Annotated in this window: 13 protein-coding genes and 3 pseudogenes; 10 read left to right on the top strand and 6 right to left on the bottom strand. The window is 67.0% G+C overall.

All coding sequences use genetic code 11. From position 1 onward, the window contains the following. Window positions 1-921: 921 nt before the first annotated feature. From ACZ5ID_RS08020 to ACZ5ID_RS08000, 5 genes and pseudogenes are all read left to right on the top strand, one after another. Window positions 922-7,212 carry a DNRLRE domain-containing protein gene (locus ACZ5ID_RS08020; RefSeq protein ID WP_468895076.1) on the top strand — a complete coding sequence of 2,097 codons (6,291 nt, stop codon included), beginning with the start codon at window positions 922-924 and terminating at the stop codon, window positions 7,210-7,212. Between the two features lie 2 nt (window positions 7,213-7,214). Continuing rightward, complete coding sequence (locus ACZ5ID_RS08015; RefSeq protein WP_468894541.1) at window positions 7,215-7,622, top strand: hypothetical protein; 408 nt, start codon at window positions 7,215-7,217, stop codon at window positions 7,620-7,622. Between the two features lie 258 nt (window positions 7,623-7,880). Beyond that, window positions 7,881-8,079 (top strand): annotated as a pseudogene (locus ACZ5ID_RS08010) (IS5-like element IS4811 family transposase); the annotation flags it as partial. Window positions 8,080-8,452: 373 nt separating this feature from the next. Continuing rightward, the gene (locus ACZ5ID_RS08005) at window positions 8,453-8,812 is read left to right on the top strand and encodes a hypothetical protein (protein ID WP_468894539.1); all 360 of its coding nucleotides are present in this window, start codon (window positions 8,453-8,455) and stop codon (window positions 8,810-8,812) included. A gap of 217 nt (window positions 8,813-9,029) precedes the next feature. Continuing rightward, a complete protein-coding gene (locus ACZ5ID_RS08000; RefSeq protein WP_468895074.1) occupies window positions 9,030-9,329 on the top strand; it encodes a restriction endonuclease in 300 nt (99 codons plus the stop codon). A gap of 150 nt (window positions 9,330-9,479) precedes the next feature. On the opposite strand, the pseudogene ACZ5ID_RS07995 reads toward ACZ5ID_RS08000, so the two are convergent. Further along, window positions 9,480-9,668, bottom strand: a pseudogene (locus ACZ5ID_RS07995) (transposase); the annotation flags it as partial. Window positions 9,669-9,964: 296 nt separating this feature from the next. Between ACZ5ID_RS07995 and ACZ5ID_RS07990 the strand changes: the two are divergent. Together ACZ5ID_RS07990 and ACZ5ID_RS07985 are read left to right on the top strand one after the other, a co-directional pair. Further along, entirely contained in the window at window positions 9,965-10,201 is a 237-nt protein-coding gene (locus ACZ5ID_RS07990) for a DUF397 domain-containing protein (RefSeq protein WP_468894537.1), read from the top strand. Between the two features lie 88 nt (window positions 10,202-10,289). Beyond that, window positions 10,290-11,243: a DUF5753 domain-containing protein gene (locus ACZ5ID_RS07985; RefSeq protein WP_468894535.1), complete on the top strand. Its 954-nt coding sequence runs from the start codon at window positions 10,290-10,292 to the stop codon at window positions 11,241-11,243. Here the strand turns inward: ACZ5ID_RS07985 and ACZ5ID_RS07980 are convergent, their stop codons facing one another. The 3 genes from ACZ5ID_RS07980 to ACZ5ID_RS07970 form a co-directional block, all read right to left on the bottom strand. Further along, entirely contained in the window at window positions 11,244-12,035 is a 792-nt protein-coding gene (locus tag ACZ5ID_RS07980; RefSeq protein WP_468895072.1) for an SAM-dependent methyltransferase, read from the bottom strand. Between the two features lie 199 nt (window positions 12,036-12,234). Further along, window positions 12,235-12,711 carry a hypothetical protein gene (locus ACZ5ID_RS07975; RefSeq protein ID WP_468894533.1) on the bottom strand — a complete coding sequence of 159 codons (477 nt, stop codon included), beginning with the start codon at window positions 12,709-12,711 and terminating at the stop codon, window positions 12,235-12,237. A gap of 187 nt (window positions 12,712-12,898) precedes the next feature. After that, on the bottom strand, window positions 12,899-13,111 hold the full coding sequence (locus ACZ5ID_RS07970) for a hypothetical protein (RefSeq protein ID WP_468894531.1): 213 nt from the start codon (window positions 13,109-13,111) through the stop codon (window positions 12,899-12,901). 1,146 nt (window positions 13,112-14,257) lie between these two features. Between ACZ5ID_RS07970 and ACZ5ID_RS07965 the strand changes: the two genes are divergently transcribed. Beyond that, window positions 14,258-16,150: a hypothetical protein gene (locus ACZ5ID_RS07965; RefSeq protein WP_468894529.1), complete on the top strand. Its 1,893-nt coding sequence runs from the start codon at window positions 14,258-14,260 to the stop codon at window positions 16,148-16,150. A 798-nt stretch (window positions 16,151-16,948) separates the two neighbouring features. Here ACZ5ID_RS07965 and ACZ5ID_RS07960 read toward each other — a convergent pair. After that, the gene (locus ACZ5ID_RS07960; RefSeq protein ID WP_468894527.1) at window positions 16,949-17,089 is read right to left on the bottom strand and encodes a hypothetical protein; all 141 of its coding nucleotides are present in this window, start codon (window positions 17,087-17,089) and stop codon (window positions 16,949-16,951) included. Between the two features lie 543 nt (window positions 17,090-17,632). Between ACZ5ID_RS07960 and ACZ5ID_RS07955 the strand changes: the two genes are divergently transcribed. Both ACZ5ID_RS07955 and ACZ5ID_RS07950 read left to right on the top strand, forming a co-directional pair. Then, complete coding sequence (locus ACZ5ID_RS07955) at window positions 17,633-17,908, top strand: helix-turn-helix domain-containing protein (protein WP_468894525.1); 276 nt, start codon at window positions 17,633-17,635, stop codon at window positions 17,906-17,908. A gap of 57 nt (window positions 17,909-17,965) precedes the next feature. Continuing rightward, window positions 17,966-18,396 (top strand): annotated as a pseudogene (locus tag ACZ5ID_RS07950) (TraM recognition domain-containing protein); the annotation flags it as partial. 665 nt (window positions 18,397-19,061) lie between these two features. Here the strand turns inward: ACZ5ID_RS07950 and ACZ5ID_RS07945 are convergent. After that, entirely contained in the window at window positions 19,062-20,450 is a 1,389-nt protein-coding gene (locus ACZ5ID_RS07945; RefSeq protein ID WP_468894523.1) for a NucA/NucB deoxyribonuclease domain-containing protein, read from the bottom strand. Window positions 20,451-21,015 lie beyond the last annotated feature (565 nt).

The raw sequence follows: 21,015 nt of genomic DNA, 5'->3' as shown, positions 1-21,015 counted from the left end.
TGCGCCCGGCCTCTTGTACTGCACTCCGCCGGGGCGCGTGGGCGCCGAGCTGAACCCTGCGCGTCACACCACGCGCGCGGTCCACTGCCAGCTCCCCGGCTGAGCGAGCCGACGAACGGCCCGTGAAGGTGAGGCCGGAGATGGTCTTCGACAACACCGCTCAGGGAGTCTGGTTGCGGCAAGTTCGAAGCTGCCAGGGCAAAGCAGAGACATGGGCCCGGACGACCCTCATGGAACAGGTCGGTAGATGGACCTTCCTGACAAATCATGCCCGTGTGCTGCTGGCCGTCGCATAGGACCCCGGCGCTCGCCTGCGTGACATCGCCGCGGCGCGTCACGTCACCGAACGCACCGTCCACATCGTCGTCACCCTCGATGAGGCCGACTATCTCAGCCGCGAGCGCCATGGAAGGCGCACGCGCTACACCCTTCACCTGGAGGGCTCGCTGCGACACCCGGCTGAGGCCCCCTTGCCTACCCGCAGCCTGCTGCGCTTGCCGCCAGCAGCGCTGGCGAGACTTGAAGCCCCGCCCCACTGCGCTGCTGCACCAGCATCCGCCGACTGAGCCCGGGCCACTACACCGCACCGTGCCTACATCATGCCGGCATCAGGAACAAACATCCCCATCGGCTCCCGCAAACACGGCACTGCGCTTTCGAGCCGGATGGCTGGAAACGTCGACGGGCCGCCGCCCAGGTAAAGATCACGTAAGTATGACCACCCCGATCGCACCTTAAAGGGTGCTTGCCCGGATTTGGCAGCTTTTCAAGGTCAATAAGGTGCCAAGTGCAGGTCAATACGATCTAGCTTTCCCCAAAAGGACGAAAATGAAGAGACGTTCACTGGCCGGACGGGATCGCGTCCGGCCTCGGCTCGACGGGCCCTGGACGCGCCGGACGGCCACGCTGCTCGCGTTCACCATGGCGGTGTCGGCGCTGGCCGGCAGCGAGATGGCCGTGGCGCGGCAGCAGCCTAGGGCGCAGGACGCGTCCGCGAAGCCCGCTGCCACCTCAGCCGAGGACATATCCTCGGCACGGGTCGCGGCGCGCCTTTCGCGCAAGCGGGTCGAGGCCCTGTCGGAGCGCACAGAGACCTCCACTACGTGGGTCAACCCCAACGGTTCGCTGACCACCGAGGTGTCGGCCGGGCCGGTCCGTTTCAAGGAGGGGGGCGACTGGAAGCCCGTTGACCTGGACCTGGTGCGCAACAGCGACGGATCCGTCACCCCGAAGGGGCACCCGCAGGGGCTGCGCCTGGGCGCGCCCGGTGGTGCCGCGACCCGCTCGCTCGCTGCGGCTGGACAGGCAACCGCGCGTGACCTGGTCACGCTCGGCGAGGGGGACCAGCAGATCACTTTGCAGTGGAAGGGCGGCCTGCCCAAGCCGGTGCTTGATGGCACCCGCGCGACCTACGCCGACGCTCTTCCCGGTGCGGACGTGGTGGTCGAGGCGACCCGTACGGGCTTCGAGCAGTACGTTTCGCTGCGTCGCCGACCTGCCGCGGGCGGTTACACATACACCCTGCCCCTGAAGGCCAAGGGGCTGAAGGCCGAGCAGCTCAAGGACGGCAGCCTGCTGTTCAGCGACGCCAAGGGCAAGAAGCAGGCGACCATGCCTGCGCCGGTGATGTGGGACGCCGCTGTCGATCCGGTCTCCGGAGAGCATCTCCACCGTGCTCCCGTGGCTATGAAGGCCGTCGAGCGCAAGGGCTCCATCGACCTGGTCTTCACCCCGGATCCCGCCTTCCTCGCCGACGCCAAGACCACGTATCCCGTGACGGTGGATCCGTCCACTGCCTCGCTGAGCAGTGTCTTCGACACCTATGTCCAACAAGGCGTCACTGTGGACGAGTCCACCGACACCGAGCTGGACTTCGGCAACCCGGGAACGACCAACGCGGACGGCACTGCCCGCACCGCTCGCTCCTTCATCACCTGGAACACCGCGCCCTTCTCGGACGCACTCGTCTCCAGCGCGAAGCTCAGCCTGTGGGACTTCCACGCAGGCAACACCGACTGCAAGGCATACCCCTGGGAGGTGTGGGACACCGGCAGGGCGACGACCGGATCCCGCTGGACCTCTCAGCCCGCGTGGACCAGCAAGTCCGCCACGTCGACGGAGACGACCGGGAACCCGGGCTGCTCGACCCAGCCGGACGGCTGGATCAACGCCGACGTCACCACGCTGGCGCAGACCTGGGCCTCGGCGAAGAACGCCACCTCCAACATGGGACTGCGCGCGTCGAGCGAGACGACGACCGCCGGGTGGAAGCGCGTCAACTCCGCCAACGCGGCGAGCAACCCGCCGAAGCTGATCGTCACGTACAACTACCGTCCCCACACCGGTACCGATCAGCAGGCCGGTTCGCCGTTCTACAAGGACTCCTCCGGCACCTGGTACGTCAACAGCACCACTCCCATCCTGCGGGACACCTTCGTCGACCCCAACAACGACAAGGTCGACGGCACCTTCCAGATCTTCGACAACGCCACCGGCGCGCAGGTCGGAAATGTGCTGGTCTCGCCGTACGTTCCCTCCGGGCAGGCCGCGTCCGTGACCGTGCCCGCCGGGCTGCTGGTGAATGGCAAGACGTACAAGTTCCGCACCTCGCCGTACGACGGCACCAGCTACAACAACACCTGGTCGCCGTACGCTGTCTTCACCGTGGACACCAGTGCCCCGTCCGCCCCGTCGGCGGTCTCCTCCACCGACTACCCCAGCGGCCAATGGGTCAAGGGCGCAGGACAGAGTGGCAACTTCACCGTGACGCCGCCTTCCGGTGACCAGAACGGCGTCGAGTGGTCCCTCGACGGCACCACCTGGACCAAGGTCTCCACCGGTGGCTCGGCCGCTCCTGTCACCTTCAACGTCACCCCGGCGAAGGCCGGCACCAACACCCTGCGCGTGCGCGCCACGGACAAGGCCGAGAACAAGTCCGAGGCCGTTCCGTATGCCTTCCACGTCGGTCCCGGCGGTGTCACGCTGCCCGATGACGGAACCCGCACCGCGGCTCGCGTTCCGCTGTCCGCGGAGGCCGACGGTGCCAAGTTCGACAAGGTCACCTTCTCCTGGCGGCGCGGTGACGCGGACTCCTGGGCCGCCGTGCCCGTTGGCGACGTCTCCAGCGGCGGTCAGGCACTGGGGTCCTGGCCGGTCACCCTCGCGTCCGGCAAGGTCTCCGGCCTGAGCTGGAACGCGGCCGGGACGGTCAGCCCTGACGGCACCGCCCAGCTGCGGGCCGACTTCACCGGCCCCGGCGGCGCCAGCGCGTCCTCCGACCCGATCAGCGTGGTCGTCGACCGCAACGCCGACGGGGCCGCCACCGAGGAGGTGGGACCCGGTACGGTCAACCTGCTGACCGGTGACTACACGCTCACCGGAACCGACGCCTCCTACTTCGGCATGACGCTGACGCGCACCGCTTCCTCGCGCTCCCCGCAGGCAGGTGCAGGCCAGGCGGGGCAGGCGGCGATCTTCGGCAAGGAATGGCTCTCCGGAACCGGCGCCGAGGCGACCGAGTCCGACTACACCGGCATCCAGAAGACCTCCGCCACCTCGCTCGATGTCCTCGGCCAGGACGGCGCCAAGGTCACCTTCACCGCGAACTCCGCCAACAACGGCTGGGTCGCCGAACCCGGCGCCGAGGACCTGACCCTCAAGGGGTCCTTCACCTCCGGCGACTTCACCCTCTCCGACACCGACGGCACCGTCACCACCTTCGCCAAGGTCTCACCGACAGCCACCGCGTGGACCGTGACCAGCTCGCTCACCAACGGCCTGGCGAACTCCACCACCAAGGTGGTCTCCGAGGCCGTAACGGTGAACGGCAAGACCCTGGCGCGACCCAAGCGGATCATCGGCTCCACCAGCGCCGTGTCCCTGGCAGCCTGCGAGAGCGACCCGTCCACCAAGGGCTGCCGCGTCCTGGACTTCGGCTACGCGACTGCCACCACCGCCACCGCATCGGCGTTCGGCGACGTGAAGGACCAGCTCGCCACGGTGCGCCTGTGGGCGACAGCGCCCGGGGCAGCCTCCGCGACCGCGACCGCGGTGGCCTCCTACGCCTATGACGACCAGGGGCGGCTGCGCGAATCCTGGGACCCGCGCATCTCCCCGGCCCTGAAGACCGCCTACACCTACGACGCTGCGGGACGCGTCACCAGCCTGACCCAGCCGGGCAGGCTGCCGTGGACGTTCACCTACGGCAAGGCCGGGTCCAACCCGGCCGCGGGCGACGGGATGCTTCTCGGCGTCTCCCACCCCACCCTCGCCGCAGGGAGCGCCGACCAGGTCGACGGCACGGCAGCCACCACCTTGGTCTACGGGGTGCCGTTGACCGGTTCCAACGCCCCGGAAGACCTCGGTACCGCCGCCACCGCCTCCTGGGGCCAGAGCGACCGGCCGACCGACGCCACAGCCCTCTTCCCCGCTGACCAGACGCCGGCGGGCAACGACGGCGCCGCACTCGGCTCCGGCGACTACACCCGCGCCGGGATCCACTACCTCAACGCCTCCGGGCAGGAGGTCAACGAGGCGACCCCCGGCCATCACATCACGGTCGCCGAACACGACCAGTTCGGCCACGTCATCCGCTCGCTGACCGCAGCCAACCGGGAACTGGCGCTGGGCACCACGGCCGCGCAGAAGACCCAGCTGACGGACCTCGGCATCAACGCCCTCTCCTCCGGTGAGCGCGCCCAGCTCCTGTCCACCGTCTCCGTATTCGACCGGGCCGGCGCCCGCGAGACCGACACCTACGAACCGCTGCGCCCGATCACCCTGGCCTCCGCCCTCACCAGCGGCCAGAGCACCGTCGCCGCGGCCGGCAGCCGGCTGACCGCCCGCCGGCACACGGTCAAGGAGTACGACAGCGGCCGCCCCACCGACGGCACCGCCACCGTGAAGGACGTCGTAACCAAGGAGACCGTCGGCGCACAGCCTCGCTCCTGGCCGGACCTGCTCGCCGACCCCCGGACGACCACCACCGGCTACGACTGGGTGAAGGGCCTCGCGGTCACCACCGTGCAGGACCCAGACGGCCTGGCCATCACCAAGTCCACGTCCTACGACGAGATGGGACGCGTCACCAAGGTGTCGCTGCCCGCCTCCACGGGCGATGACGCGGGCACCACTATCACCACCTATTACACCGCCGACGGCACCGGTGTCTGCGGCGGCCGGCCCGAGTGGGCGGACACCATCTGCCGTACCGCGCCGGGCGGCACCGTCACCGGCGGCGGCGCCAACCCCTCGGAACTGGTCACCAAGACCACGGAATACGGCTTGTTCGGCCAGCCCACCAAGGTGACGGAGACCGCCAACGGCGTCTCCCGCACCACCACCACCGCCTACGACAATGCCGGGCGGGCCACGACCACCACGGTCACCGGAGGCACCGGCGCCGCCGTGCCGGCCGTCACCCTCACCTACGACGCCGCCACTGGACAGGGGACCAAGCAGACCTCCACCACTGGCGGCACAATCACCAAGGCGTACGACAAGCTCGGCCGCCTGATCTCCTACACCGACGCCGACGGAGGGACCACCACCACCCAGTACGACGCGCTCGACCGGCCCGCCACGGTCACCGACAGCGTGCCGTCCACCACCACCTACACCTACGACACCACAATCGACCCGCGCGGCCTGACCACCAAGGTCACCGACTCGGTCGCCGGCACCTTCACCGCCCGCTACGACGCCGACGGCGATCTGAGCAGCCAGCAACTGCCGGGCGGTTACACCATGCGCGAGGAACAGGACCCGGTCGGAACCGCCACCACGCGGACCTACACCCGGGACAGTGACGGCACCGTCCTGGTCTCCGACAGCATCACCGCCACCGTCCACCAGCAGTGGGCCACCCACACCGGCACGCCCGGCGTCACCGCCTCGCAGGCGTTCACCTACGACAAGGCGGGCCGGCTGACCCGGACCGAGGACACCAGCACCGACGCCGTCTGCACCACCCGCTCCTACACCTACGACAAGAACAGCAACCGCAAGAGCCTGGCGACGGCCACCGCCGCCGTGAACGCCGACTGCACCACCGCCGGGGGCACGACCGCCGACAACACCTTCGACAGTGCCGACCGGCTCGTCAACGCCGGCTACACCTACGACGCGTTCGGACGGACCACGGCACTGCCCGGTTCGACGGTGGGCTACTACACCACCGACCTCGTGCAGCAGCAGACCGCCGGGACCAGCCGTCGCACCTGGGCGCTGGACTCCGCGATGCGGTTCCGCTCCTGGACCACGGAGTCGAACGCCTCCGGCAGCTGGACCCAGACCGGCGCCAAGGTCAACCACTACGACTCCGACGCGGACAACCCGCGCTGGATCGTCGAGGACGGCGCGGGCTCGCTGACCCGCAACGTCGACGGCCTCGACGGCAACCTCGGCGCCACCACCACCAAGACCGGCGGCACCGTCCTGCAGCTGGAGAACCTGCACGGCGATGTCACCCTGCAGCTCCCGCTCGACACGTCCGTCGCGCCCACCGTGCTTGACACGGACGAGTTCGGCAACCCGCGCGCCGGACAGTCCGCCACGCGATATGGCTGGATCGGCGGCAAGCAGCGCTCCAGCGAGACGCTGACCGGCCTCACCTTGATGGGTGTCCGGCTGTACGACCCGCGAACGGGTCGCTTCCTGAGCAGCGACCCGGTGCCGGGCGGTAACGCCAACGCCTATGACTACTGCAATGGCGATCCGCTGACCTGCTATGACCTCGACGGGCGCTGGAGCTGGCGAAAAGCGTTCAAGGTAGCCGCCGTCGTGGGCGGCGTCGCCGGTGCGATCGCCTGCGGTGCCTCGGTGGTCTGCGGAGTCGCCGTCGGCGCCGCTGCAGCCGCAGCCAGCTACACGGCGGGACACGCCGGTACCAGGCACTGGAGCTGGAACGGCTTCGCCAAGTCCACCACGATCGGCGCCATCAGCGGCCTCGGCTGGGGCGGCTTCGCCCGCGGCGCGGGCAAAGCCGGCGTCCACTTCGCCTGGAAGGGCGCACGGCGCTTCGGCGTAAGCTTTACCAAGAACGCGTCCGCCCGGGGAAGCAACTTCTGGTGGAACCGCGCCGGCAAATACAGCAACAATTTCCGTGTCCACAGCCACCGGATTCCCGGCATGTCGCGATGGAAGTTCGTCCACTACCACCGCAGGGGCAACGGGAACATCGGTAACCACCGGCCGTGGCAGGGGAGGTGGTGACCTTGGAGCAGCCCTTCGGGACGCCGGCCGAGCCGGTCTTCCCGCTCGTCCTGGTCGACGAGGACCAATGGCTCGACGTGTGCGAGACAGACCTGGACCTCCAGCGTGCTGTGGAGCCCGACTTCCTCGACGACCTCGCGGCCGCCTTCGACGCGCTGGCGCGACCGCTGCAGGTGATCGCGCGAGAGGTCAACTCCACGTGGGGCCGCCACAACAGCGAGACGGCGGTCAAGGTCCACGGGCTGCCGCTCCCCGAGGAACTGCAAAGACACGTCCGGAACTACTTCACGCTCTGGACATACGAGGCACCGCCCCTCTTCCAGGGTGATCCGCACGAATACATCGCCGCGGTGAAGAAGCGAGCGGTGGCGGCCAGGACCCGGAGAAAGAAGGCCGGGCCAGGCAGCTGAACCACACGCCACACCCGGAACGGGTGGCCGGGCCGATCGTCGCGAGAAGCGGCGATCGGCCCTTCGCGTTCCGTACACCGGGGGTCAAGCGCGGCCCCGCCGGCGCCGCTCCCTGCTGGCCGACGCCGACGCATTCTGCGCGTCGCCCCTCGAGCGGCACAGGGCCGGCCCTGTGGTCCGGCGCTCCACCTCCGGAGGACCGGATCAACCCGCTAGGGATTACTTTCGGTGCCGTCGGCATGCCCTGGCTTGGTCTAGACCGTCATGACTGTCGCCCGCCCGAAGTACTCTTCCGGTTCGCTTTGCTGCCGCGGCGCTGAGCCGTCGAACGGCCCTGGGCCTGGTTGATGAACGCCGGTCGGCATACACGCGACTACGAACGGCTGATCCAGCATTCCGAGGCCCTCTCACCTGGGCAGCCATTATCTTCATGACACGCCGCCTGATCCGGTGGGGGCAAGAACTTCGCAGCCCTGGACCCTGAAATGTGAGATCACGCGGCCCGGCGGTCGGCGGCGTCTCCGCCGGGCTCGTGGGCGAGTAGGCCGGACGCAGAGATCCGCTCGCCAGTGGTCCCCGGTGAACGCAGAAGGTCTGGCTCACCGCCATGACGATCTCCAGTCCATGCCGACCAATCCGTTCCGGATCGGCTTATGGACCGGTGGGAGCGTAGTGCTGCTGTCCCCCACACTGATTTGGACGGTGCCCTCGCTGACTTCCAGGTCCCCTAGGTATGGGCCGGGCGCGTATTAACGGGCCTCGGTCACGAGCGCGCTCACGACCAGTGCTCGGTTCGGCATGAACGGCCCTCGCCAACCCCCGGTAGTCTGGTGATCGACTACGAAGGGGGCGGGATGAACGGCAGTCCGCTGTACCACTGGATAGCGCTGGCAGTGTCCACGGCGCTCATGCTGCCGGTGCCGGTGGCCATTCTGGCGGGGTGGACACCGCCGTGGATGCGCAAGCGACAGGCCGGGGTGCGGCTTCGCGCCTACGGCATTCTGTGCATCTACGCCCTCATGCTTGTCAACGGCATCCCCCGGATCGCCGACGCCTCATTCGAGACAGTCATGGTCTGCACGAACGTGGGCTTCGGCTTCACCGCCGCCGCTGCGGTCCTGTTCCTGCTCTCGGCACGCAGGGATTCAGGCGACCGGGCAGCTGGCCCAGTTGAATCTCGGGAAGGCTGAGAGAAGGCGTCAGGGGGTTGGTCAGGCTGCTGGTGTGAGGGGGTGCCCGCCCCAGAGGCAAGTCCTCTATCGTGTCTCCCTGCTCGATCGGTCGGCGGCATCCGCCGGGCTGCGGGGCGGGGTACGCGGCGACCGGTCCCAGGTATAGGCGCAACAGCGCGGGCAGGCCGCGTCGGTTTCATCACTGAGCTTCCTCGCCCAGGCCGATTCTGCGTGAATCTGCTGGACCAGCTTCGCCGGCGAGCACGGGCCTGCGGGAGATCCACGAGATGTCCCACCGCCAGTTCGAGCTGGTCTCCGCCCTGGCAGCCCGCGATGGACTCATGGTCAAGCAGCGGCACGGCGGACCTCAGACGGGGGCGTCGATGTCATCGCCGCGACGCCGGGCAGCCACAGATTGGTCTTCCAGGGCAAGCACACCAAAAGAGCGACGCCCGTAGGAGTGCCAGCAGTCCGCGAGAGGAGTGCCGGCAGTCCGCGCGCTGAACGGCATCGCGCGCCCCGTCCACCATGCTGACATCGCGATCCTGTTTACCCGCTCAGCTGGTGGGTGCTCATGCACTGGGCCACCTGAGGCAAATCCCTGCTCGACATCATCCACCAACACGGCCCAGGCCAGCTCCTCACCGGCGTCGGCCTGGGCCATCAGCGCCGTGAACACCCGCTCCCAGGTGCCATCAACGGCCCACATCCGCAACCGGTTGTAGACGCCTCTCCAGTTGCCGTACTTCTCCGGGAGATGGACCCGCTGCGTTCCCGTCTGGAACTTGAAGGCGATTGCGTCGATCACCTCACGATGATCCCGCCAGCGGCCACCCCGCTTCGGCGTCCGGTCCGGGAGCAACGGCTCGATCCGCGCCCACTGCGCGCCACCTCACGGGGCGTATTCGCTACGGTGCATCTCCGGCCAATCTCGTAGCAGCCCTCTCCCCCTCAACCACCGCCGGCCCTTCTATATTACTAATTATTTTCCTTCGAGTGAGAACACCCTTTCGAGGGACATCATCGAAGCCGGTCCAAGGTCTAGAATCCTGATCGTTCTCACGGCTGGTGAAAAATCTCGGCTCGATGTGAAAATGAGTGGCCTTTCAGTGCGAGCGGGGCCAGCAGTGGGGCGTCGTTGCTGACCACAGGCGGAGAGGCAGGCAGGACATGGGGAAGTGGGAGAACGGGATGGCAGCCGACCAGATCGGCGCTGCTCGGTGGCAGAAGGCTCGAGCCAGTGATGCAAAGAACGACTGCGTCGAGGTTGCACGACTGGGTGAAAACGAGTTCGCGGTACGCAACTCACGGTTCCCCACCGGTCCCGCGTTGATCTTCACGAAGGACGAGATGGACGCGTTCGTACACGGAGCGGGCCGCGGGGAGTTCAGTAACATGCCTGTCTAAAAGAAGCAGCGGACGGTTGCCCTTCAGGCGGGCAGACTGTTCTCCTTGGCGCGCGACGGGAAACCGTCGTTCATTGCAAGGAGTTCAGATGTCCACTCGGGTTCTTGCCCTGGTAGGCCGGGAGGGGCAGGCGCCGCCTGCTACACCACGTGCCGCAGCACAGCTCATCGGAGTCCTGCTGCGGCACCTGCGTGTCCAGAACAAGCTGACCCTGGAACAGACAGTCGCCCACAAGATTCCCGGGATTGGGTCGCTCGCGACGCTCCAGCGGTGCGAGAAGGCCACTGGCAAACTCAAAGAGGAGCGCGTCTACGCACTGCTCCACTTCTACGACGCTCCTTCCGACGTCGTTCAGGAAGTAGAGGCGCTCATGAAGCAGTCCCACGGGCAGCAATGGTGGACGCACTACTCCGACGTCGCCGGCGAGATCATGAACGGCCTGTTCGCTCTGGAGACACACTCCAAGATGATCAGGGCCTGCCATCAGACCCTCGTGCCCGGCATGCTGCAGACCGCCAACTACTCGCGTGCGGTCATGAAGAGCTTCTACGGCTCCTACCCCAACCCGAAAGAGAGGGAGAAGGAGCTGGCGAACGTTGAGCGGCGGCTGGAGATGCGTCTCCACCGCCAGCACCTGCTCGATCAGCCCGACGCCCCCATGTTCGAAGCCCTGATCGCGGAACAGGTGGTGAAGAAGCTCAGGGGCGGCAAGATCGTGATGCGCGAACAGCTACGGCATCTGTACAACTTCGCCGAGAACAAGCCCAACGTGCACATCCGCATCCTGCCGGAGTCCGCCACCCTGGACGACGAACCCGTCCATCCGGCGATGACGCTGTTCAAACCGCATGATAGCGCCACCGGCCGGACGATCTACTTGGAGGACATGAACCGCGGCGGGACCTTCTTGGCCGAACCGAACGAGGTGGAGATCTACCAGGCGTCGATCGACGACTGGTGGGCCAGGGCTCTGTCCAAACGAGAGACTCTCGCTTGCCTGCAGGAGCGCATCGACGGGCTCGCCCGCGATTTTGACGAGTAGTCACCCAATGCGGGCTACGGCGCCGTACTCGATCCATTCGGTGGTGTTCTGGCGCGGAGCGAGATCACTGTCTGGTAGCCAGCGTGAGACCTCAACCGGCCCTGGGGTCTCCAGCACCTCCAGGCCGACGAAGAATCTCTCCACTTCTTCGATCGACCGCACGCGGCCCCAGTTGTCGCCTGTGATGTCCTTCATGAACTGCGTCACTTTGTCGCGCAGTTCAGGCTGGTCGCTGGCCAGCTGGGAAATGACCATGAAGCTTCCGGGCGGCAGCAGGCCGGCGACCCTGCGAACCAGCGCCCATGGGTCGTCCGCGTCGGGAATGCAGTGGAGCACGCTCACAAACATGGCCGCGACCGGCTGACCGTCTCGGAGCAGGTGGCGAACTTCCTCGCTTTTGAAGATGGCTTCGGTGTGGCGCATGTCGGCGTTGAGGACGGCTGTGGTGTCCGGGTCTTCGGCTAGCATCATGCGTCCGTGGCCCAGAACGATGGGATCATTGTCGATGTAGACGACCTCGCTGGCCGGGTCGACCTCTTGCGCGACCTGGTGCAAGTTGGGCCGCGTCGGCAACCCTGAACCGTGATCCAGGAAGCGGCGCACCCCGTGTTCGCGGGCGAGGTACCTGCCCGCTCGCACAAGGAACGCCCGGTTCACGAGCGCCAACTCGCGGGCGCTGGGTGCGAGGCGAAGCAGCTCCTCACACGCGGCCCGGTCTACGGCGTAGTTGTCTGTGCCACCTAGAAGGCAGTCGTACATTCTGGCGACGCTGGGCTTGCTGGTATCAACGATGAGGTGCTCCCCAGGCTCGCGACGGCCGCACTCTCCCGCAGCAGCACGCGCCGTCGGCAACAGACGTCCATGCTAGAAGAGTTGGTCGCGGGTATGCCAGCGCCGTCCACCATCGAGGGATGCACCCTCGAGCCAAACAAGCCATGCGCCTGGCCTGTCGTGCGCCGGCGCACACCGGGTGGCATTGACAGTTCCATATTCAGTCGCTGAGATTGCGCAAAGCCCGACTGTGCAGCAGCCCGAACTGGGCTTCCTCCAGCCCCATCGCGTGACTGGCCTGCCGGGGGGTCAGGCCCAGTTTATGGCGCAGGACGAGTGCGTCTGCTTCGATTCGGTCGAGCATGTGGTGCAGCCGGTCGGCTGAGTCCGTCCTTCGCGACGCGCATTCCTGGGAGAGCAGGTCCCAGGCAGCCGCTGACGGCGAGGCGCTTCCCAGCACGGCCGGCCATCGGGCGGCGACTTTTGACAAAGCAGCGCGGGCCAGTTCTCCGCCGTGGTGCGCCGACCCGGCGACGATGCTGCTGAAGCGCCAGTAGACGGGCCAGTGATCGTTGCAGAAGACCACGTATGCCAGCGGATCGCTGGTGGGCCGTGCCGGCGGACGGCCGAGTTCAACGTGATTGACGGGCGGCTTGGAATAGGCGCGCGACCTGCGAAGGTCATGGCGCTTGGGCATGGTGTCCACCCCACAGGTTCAAAGAGCAACGGCTCCGGCCGCGCACGACGACAGTGTCGAGCGCGGCGCGGGGCCGCAGTAGATGCTGGAACGACAGAGTGCGGCTCAGCCGAGCTCCCTCACGGCGTCCTGAGCAGACAGCAACCGTCCTGGCCCTGTCCTCTGTTGTACGGGCCCAGCCGGTGTGTCAGTGGGTGTAGCGAATCCGCACGAATGAGACGGCGCTTCGGTCCGACCACGCGGTCGCCGTCATCATCATCTGGACTTCCGGTGCCAGAGCGCCGGGCCAGATGGCCGCGACCGCCATAATCGCAACGGTCAGCGCCGAGCCGAATCGGAAGTTGAGCAGGAAGACGCTGGCAACACCTGTTTGGATGAGGACCGGCAGCGGAATGCTCACTGCGGGCACCGTCTGCAGAAGGCGGGACAGCCCCCGCCGAACGTGCTGAATCAACTCTCGTACCTCCTGGTGCAGTCGATTGGTTGGGCACGAGGAACAGGGCCCCGATGCGAGCGCCAGCCAACTCGGGGCCCTGTTCCGTGCCGATCGCACGCTAGTCACACCGCTCAGAGAACCGTACGAGCTGCAAATGGTGAAAACGGAACCAGGAACTCCTGATTCCGCCCCTGTTACGTGCCGCTAGTGCCCACCTCAAGCAAGAATGCAGTCAACAGCGGGCACAGATAACGCGTTGTGCGATCCCACCCGGCCAGAGATGATCAGGGCGTGTGAAAAATAGGTAGCCATCCTCGACCCAGCTCCACTCGTTCGAGGGAACGCCGCTGGGCCCACACGGAGAAAATCTGGAATTGCCAGGGCCCGCACTTGAGAAGTTCTACTCGCCCGACGGGGCACGACAGCGCGGCCACGTCGCGCGCTGACAACCGATACCTGGCCGATCCTTCGGAGACGACTTGACAATCACCGGCCGAAAGGCGCGGATTATAACGGCAGGTCGCCGGTTGCCCAAACCGTCGATATTCCGCATCATTGGTGGTCCACTGCCACGCTCTGCAGCCCGTCCTGGGAGGTATGGCCGGGCGTACTCGGCGCGTTCAGCCACTTTTACGGTCCACCGGAGCCAGCCCACGTAGGCAGGCGCCGGCGATCTCTGGGACGCGTTCAGCGTTGTAGTGCGGTCGATCCGGTTCGCGCCGCCCGGCGCCCGGTCCAACCCGGGCCAGAGCGTCGAGGCATAGGCAGAGGGCTGCGCATCGCTGGCACCGGAGATGGCCGTTCCCGCTCATCGGAACGCTGCCTTCGTGAGTCCACCGTGAAGTGGGCGACAGGTAACCTCGGCGCGGTTCCGTGTCCGTCTTCAGAGTGGCGGGGTGCCAAAGAGGTCGACGGTGTTTGACATCGAGCTGCTGCATGCGTTCAAATTTGCTCACCTGGCCCCAGGCAGCGGCCAGCTCCGGGTACTGCTGAACCGACCCTACGTACCGCCGGACAACTCCCTCCACGCTGACGCAGACTCATCTTCACTGGCTAGCTTTATCACCTTCTGTCCGTGCCGGGTCGGGGCACACGAACACGGAGGTCATGATGTCCATTGATCAGTACGTCTCGTTCGCCCGCCAGGAACTCACCGGTGAATCTCTTCGCGCGGCACGCCAGCGAGTGAAGCAGCTGTCCGACTGGGCCTCGCTCATCCCGATCGCGACCGGGACACAGCAGCTGCTCGAATCCCTGCTGTTGAGCCGACTGGGCGCCCCCGGCACCGCGACGCGATACCCGCTCGGCATCTCCGAGGTCGTCCCCGCGACCAGCCGCCTGGAGATCCGTCTAGAGCACGCCGGCCTCGTCCGCCCCGCGCTGGCTCTGCTCCCCCACCGTCAGCGTGATCGCCGCGCGGTACAGGGCGTCCCGGAACTGCTGGCCCGTGCCGCCGTCGGCAACATCGAGATCTCCTTCGCCCGTAACCCCGACGCCGGCTTCGTCGCGCTCAGTTCCCTGGACGGCCACGACCTGGGTGACGTGCTCTCCGAACACGCAGCGGACGTGACCGGTGACGGGCGCGTCCCGCTGTGGACGATCGATCCCTCTACTCTGCCGCCTCTACCCTTCCCACCCGCTGGTCGGCGACGTAAGCCCAAGCCGCCGACCCTCACTCAGCTTCACGCCGGTACCGCCGGAATTCCCAGCGCCCTCCTGCGCCGCGTCCGCCTCTTTGACCGCCTGGCCGGCCACCTCGCGGTGAGGATCACGGTCGAGGAAGGTGAACACAGCCTGTGCTGGCACCTCACGCGGGAAGTCCATCCCGACTGCTCGCCACACGACGCGCGGTTGATCGAGTTGCTCGCGGACCCCATCGCCGGCCCAGGGCTGGTCAGTGACCTGGCCTGTCACGCGTGTGACGCCCGCGGGTGCATCATGACCTTCACGGCGGCGGATGGGCGGAGCGTCCTGCGAGTCGGGTCCATCTCGGCGGCGGTTGCCGCGCCTTTGGTATCGCGCTCGGCACGCCACCTCACCGCGCTGGGCGAGCGTCCCTTCCTCACCCACGCAGCCGCGCGCTCATCGGACATCGAGGCCGGCTCTCGGCCTTCGGCGTCACCCGCCCCTCCGGCAGGCGGACCGGCACGGGGACACTGTGTGCAGTTGCTCGCGCCCCGCTTCGGCATGGACTCAGGGGAACTGCACCACACAGCCACACAGATCGCCGCTGCCTGGGCTCTTGAGGGATACGCGGTGCTCGTAGTGCAGAATTCTTGGGCCTCTGCTCCTGCTCAGCGGCGTCAGGTTCAGGGCGTTGCCACGGCCACGCCGTCATCCATGCCCGATCCCGAAGCGGCGCCCTTCGCCCAGCACCGGCCACTCCGGCTGCTTCCCGGCAACGGGTCACTGTCCGGTCAGACCAGCTACGGGGGCCGCAAGGCGACGGCCGCCCTGCTGGACGAAGCCCGCCGACAATTCGACTGGATCCTGTTCGTGGGCTGCGACGACACCTACGGGCTGGGGACCCACATCGAAGAGTCCGCGGACAGCTACGTCGTGGTGGTCTCCGCCCGCGCCTACGACGAGTACGTCGTCACCACGCAGGCCCGTGACGGAGTCGCCGAGCCCCGGCAGATTCCCGTCAGCGCGGCGGGATCCGCCATCGCGTGGCGACACGGCCATCTTTCCGGCATTCCTTTCAACCGTGTCCCGGTCACGGGTCTGGTCCTCAAGCACTTCGAGGTCTGCGATGGCACCCTGTCGTCCGCCTTCGTCGAGCAAGTCGACGCTGAGCTCGACCGGCTGGGCACCCCCGTGCTCACCCGTCTTCCCTGGCTCGCCAGCAACGGGCCCGGCCTGCGTCTCTCCGCCGGGACCGTGCTCGACTACGTCGATGACGCGTATCGGACGGCGTACATCAGAGCCTGCCAGCCGATCCGCGAAGCCCTGGCCGCGGCCCAGCCGTGCAAAATCCCGCGGCCTGTTTACCCGTGGGGCTGAACGCTCCGGCCCGACGCCGACCGCACCCCCTGCCGAGGTCCCGATAGGCCCCCGGCAGTGGGTGCCCCCGGCAGTGGGCCTGGCGGCAAACCGGATTGCCGCCGACCGTCAGGGGACGGAACTGACTGCGTCGTTCTCCCTCGAGCCGCCCCCGGCAGGGCTGGTGGCAGTGCTGCCGGGAGCGATTCAATCCTGCTGTCGCGTGCTGCGTGACGGTCCCTCACTGGCCAAGCACTCTCGGAGCTGACTTTGGCCCACCGCGGCCGTGCCGCTGCACGGCCACGTCAGCGGCGGGCCACAGGCGCTGGGCGAGAGCGGAGGCGGCCTGCTCCATGTCGTTGTGAAGGGGGGCGGCGTCCAGGACGCGAGGCTGTTGGGCAACACCCGCCAGCCTTCCCCTGCATTCCGGCGACTACGGCTTCGGCTTCGGCTTCGGCTTCGGCTTCGGCTTCGGCTTCGGCTTCGGCTTCGGCTTCGGCTTCGGCTTGCAACGACCGCTGGCGCCTCTTGGTGGTCACACACCCTCTCGACACGTGCGGTGATCATCAGTATTCGGCGGATCACGCGTGGTCGCAGCCACAGAGCGATACATAGCCGACGATCCCCGGTTAGCAAAACCGGGGATCGTCCCGACCATTAGTGGTCCACCGCCATTCCCTGCCCGTCACGTCGGAAGGCAGTATCACGACGACCGCCCACAACTCCGCACTCCGCGAGCGCTCCAGCGAGAGAGCTCTTCGCCATGGTGTAACTGAGGCGGGAAAGGTCCTGAGCTTCCAGGTCCCGCTCCGTGCGCAGTTACATCGCCAGGTCGCCGGTGCCGTGGTGCCGAGCCCCGTCACATCCCGGGTGAATGTCGACCGAGACCTCGTCGACCGCGTCGGCCAGTTCGGCCATCGCGACGCCCTGCTTCCGGACCGGGGGCACCCCCAGCCACACGGCGGCGTACCCGCCACACCGCGGCCAAACGCTGTGTGACCCAGGCCGGAGTGGTCGCTACCGAAGTAGCGGTAGCGGACCAAGACAATCGAACGCTGGTACTCACGGACGTCGTGTGCGTCGTAGCGGGTGAAGTCACCGGCCACACAGATCAGCCTCGGTCCGCTCCACAAAAAATCCGGGATGCCGCCGTGGCTCCGAGCCGATCGCGGACCAGGTTCCGAAAGGCGCCCTTGTGCCTCGTCAGCCGCACCACGTAGTAGAGGCCCCTGGTTGATCACACGAGGTCGATGCAGTCAATGACGAACTCGCTCGCCAGAAGCCTGACACCCTGCATCGTCTCCATTGGCGCCTCCAAAAGGTCCCTGTACATCCGCCGCGACTGCAGCCAAGCAGGGCATTCACCTCGGCAACACCACCTGCCGTGCTCAACAGCTTCAAACCGACCACTCCCCTCGCCAACACGATGCCAGAGGGAAACACCAGACCACCCGGATGCTTCCGGCAGCACCGCCGACCCCGAAAAGGACCAACACGCACGACATGAACAACCACGACAGCCAGCCGCACAGCGCCATCAACACCCCTGCCCATATCCGCGCTACCTGGGGCGGTACCGGCAGCGTCGAAGAAGCCTCCGCAGCTTTCGGGTTCTCTCGGGCTAAGGGCTACGACCTTGTCCGGCGCGGCGAGTTTCCCTGTCGAGTACTACGCATTGGCCGCGGCACCCGCGTCGTCACTGCCTCCCTGCTCCGTGTCCTCGACAGCGGTGAACCTGAGTACAGCGGAACCCGTGACCCACGCTTCGAGTCGGCATGACCCACCACGCGCAGAGGCCCCCGCCGGAGCATTCCGGCGGGGGCTTCTGCGTCTCACCTGCAGTCCTACCGCCTGGGCCGAAAGGTCTGGGGGGCACGGGCATGGACGCCATGTGGTCCGCCTCCACCCTCAAGGTCATCGGATCCGGTATCGACGACCCCGACTTCGCCGACAAGCTCTCCCGTCTGATCGGCGACCACGACGTCGAGACCACCTCCACCTCGCACTCCGACTCCGGCAAGAGCACCTCCGTCTCCATGCGCCAGGAGCGGATCCTGGCCGCCGACGCCATCCGCGCCCTGCCCAAGGGCACCGCGCTCTGCTTCGCCACCGGCCTGCGCGCCGCCATGCTCGACCTGCGCCCCTGGTATCTCGAGCCCGGCGCCGACGAGCTGTCAGCCGCTGCCGCCCGCGACTCGAAGGGCAACACCGAGCGGGCCGTCGCCAAGGCCGCCTCGAAGCAGTCCGACTTCGGCACTGCCGCTTAGCGCTCCCTGGTGGTGTCTCACGGCCGCTTTGGCCATCTGACGTCCCTCGCGGAATCACACCCACTACATCCCCTTGGCGCCTACGACTTCCGCCTGGATGGCAGTCAGGCCGTCCTAGGATGCTGGGCAGGATCAGCTGACTGTGAGGATACGCATGGCCACAATGATCAAGCACCAGGAGATATCAGCGTCCGTCGACTATTTCGGACTATGCCTGGAGGATGCTGACGACGCGCGGCTCCCCGCCCTGTTCCCTGACGGGTATGAGCCCGGTCCGTTCCTGACCCCGCGGGATGGCCGGTTGGATATCACGAGTGCCGGGCACACACACCGGGCCCATCTGACTGTGGAGGTCTGGGACAGTGCTCCGCCCAAGCCCGACGGTGAGTGGGAGGAGGAGGGTTGTGCGTCCCTCTTCTGTGCTGCGGGTGAGCTGAAGGTGCGCGGAGTCACCAGCCCGATGCCTGAACGGATCCGCCTCTCGGAAGGGCCGGCCAGGTGGTCGGTTCGTCTGCTGTGTACCGGTCGTGCCGCGGTGGCCGAGGCTGCAACCCGCGACGTTGTCTACGACGTAGAGCGCTACACCGTCCAGTTCTGGCCCGCCTCCTAACCACGAAGGCCGGTGCGCGCAGCGCACCGGCCTCCGCGATCAGCGTGTGGCGGCCTTAATGGATGATCTGCACCCAGAAACCGTCATCAGGCCCATCGACGACGCGGTTCTTGTCGTAGAACTGGCCCAGGAGGATGCCGGCGTCCCTGTTCTGATCCCCAGGGACGGGCATCACGCTGAAGTTGTCACGCAACTGATGCGGGTCGTAGTCCGCGCCGACGGCCCCTTGGTACGTGCTGGCGAAGGGGTACTCGTCGCACTGGTCGCCGTTCTTGGCGTAGTCGTCCCCGAAGTACTTCGTGCAGTTGTACACGGAGCGGCGGCGGTTCTCTTCTCTGCGCTTCGAGTCCGTGTACAGCCGGGTCAGAGGGTCGCCAGCGTTTTGCCCCGGGACCTTCTTGGTGGCACGGGGTGGCACGGTCGAGCCGGGGTTGGTGAACGCCTTCTCTATGTGGCGGGCAACCCCACGTTCCGGCGCCCCATCAGCGGTGCTGTACACGAGGGGCGTCTGGTAGGCGAGGCTGGCTGCGCCTGTGGCCGAGTTGGGGAGGTAGGGCGCCTTGTCCCACCGCAGGGCGAGCCAGAAGGGTTCCCCGCCCGTGGCTCCGCCCAGCTTCCAGGCCATCGGCGGCCTGACCTTGAAGGAAGGCTGGTAGACGGCGCTGATCAAGTCCACCGCTCCGCCGTTGCCCTGCCCCGCGGAGGCTTCCACGCTCTGGCTGAAGGTTCCGTTGCTGCGCAAGGCCACCCAATACTTGGAGACCGGCAGCGGTGTGCCGCCCCAGCTGTACTGGACGCCGGCAGGCCAGCTCTGGGCTATCGCCGCCGAGGTCTGGATGGCCGTAGCCGTGATCGCCGTCTGGCCGGTGGAGAGCATGTCGGTGAACTGGTAGGTGAGCTGGATCTCCCGGCTGATCGACGGGACCGTCGCGATCACGACGACGTTGAAGTGACTCTCGCCAACAGGCTTGCCGTTCTGCAGCCAGGTCTGGTTGAACGTCGCGCCCGAGCAGGCGGCGTAACGGGACTTGACGAAGAACTTGTTCGTCGTGCCCAGACCCGCCACACACTCGGCGGCGGTCATCGTGCGCGGCGGATCCGGCAGGGACACAGCCCCCGCCGCTCCCTCGCTCTTGGTGGGCGCGGGGCGCGCGGACTCTCGCCGCGCACGCGGAGCGAAGGAAGCTGCGGGCCCCACCGTCTCTTTTGCGAGCCGCGCCTGCGTGTCACCGTCGTCGGCTAACGCTCGCAGTCTTGCCAGGCCCTGGCCGCTTTTCAGCTCCGCGAGGGAGGGAGCGTGGGCGCCGTAGGGCAGGACGTAAGTGTCCACGCGCTGATCGAGCGGTGCACCGTGAGCCGCCGCCGGAGCCGCCAGTGGCCACATCAGCGCGGAGGCGGCCAACGCCATGGTGCAGCCACGTGCGTTTTTGAGGAATCGTTTCATCGTCCCCCCCTGGACGTAGGAATTCCGCCCTCGCAAGGAGCGGCAGACATCATGCCTATCAGCCCCAGCCGCTAAGCCTGAGCGCGCTTGTCCTGTTTGGCGCGATCACCGTTGCAACCTGACCGAACACGCCGCCTCGCAACAAGTGAATGGACACGATCTTGGGAAGTCCACCAAATCGATCCCTAGAGCGGAAGACCTAGCTCTATCGATGCATTCGGGATGCCTCTTCAGACCACTGAGGAGGTGTGACAGTCATCATCCCAACTGCCCGACTACGGCCCCCGGAGAACCGGGAGGGTCACCAAATCACCGTGACCGCCCACACTCACCCTGCGGGGCCGACAGCCAAGGACCTGGCCACTTTCGGCGCCTCCCGACCCCCCATCCCCCGCGGCGCGAGCCACCCCTTACACATGGAGCACTGACCCTGCTCACACAATGCGGACTGCCCATCCCCCTGCATCTCTTGCCGAATTCGCTGCGCGCCTATCGCTTCCGCTGCCTGGCCGCTGACTCCTTGACATCAAGCACCGACGGCGGCACGGACGAGCGGAACAACCTT

It is taken from the genome of Streptomyces sp. NPDC031670 (assembly GCF_055580545.1).
Note: the sequence above shows the minus strand (reverse complement) of the source record. Positions and strands in the feature narration are given on the sequence as shown.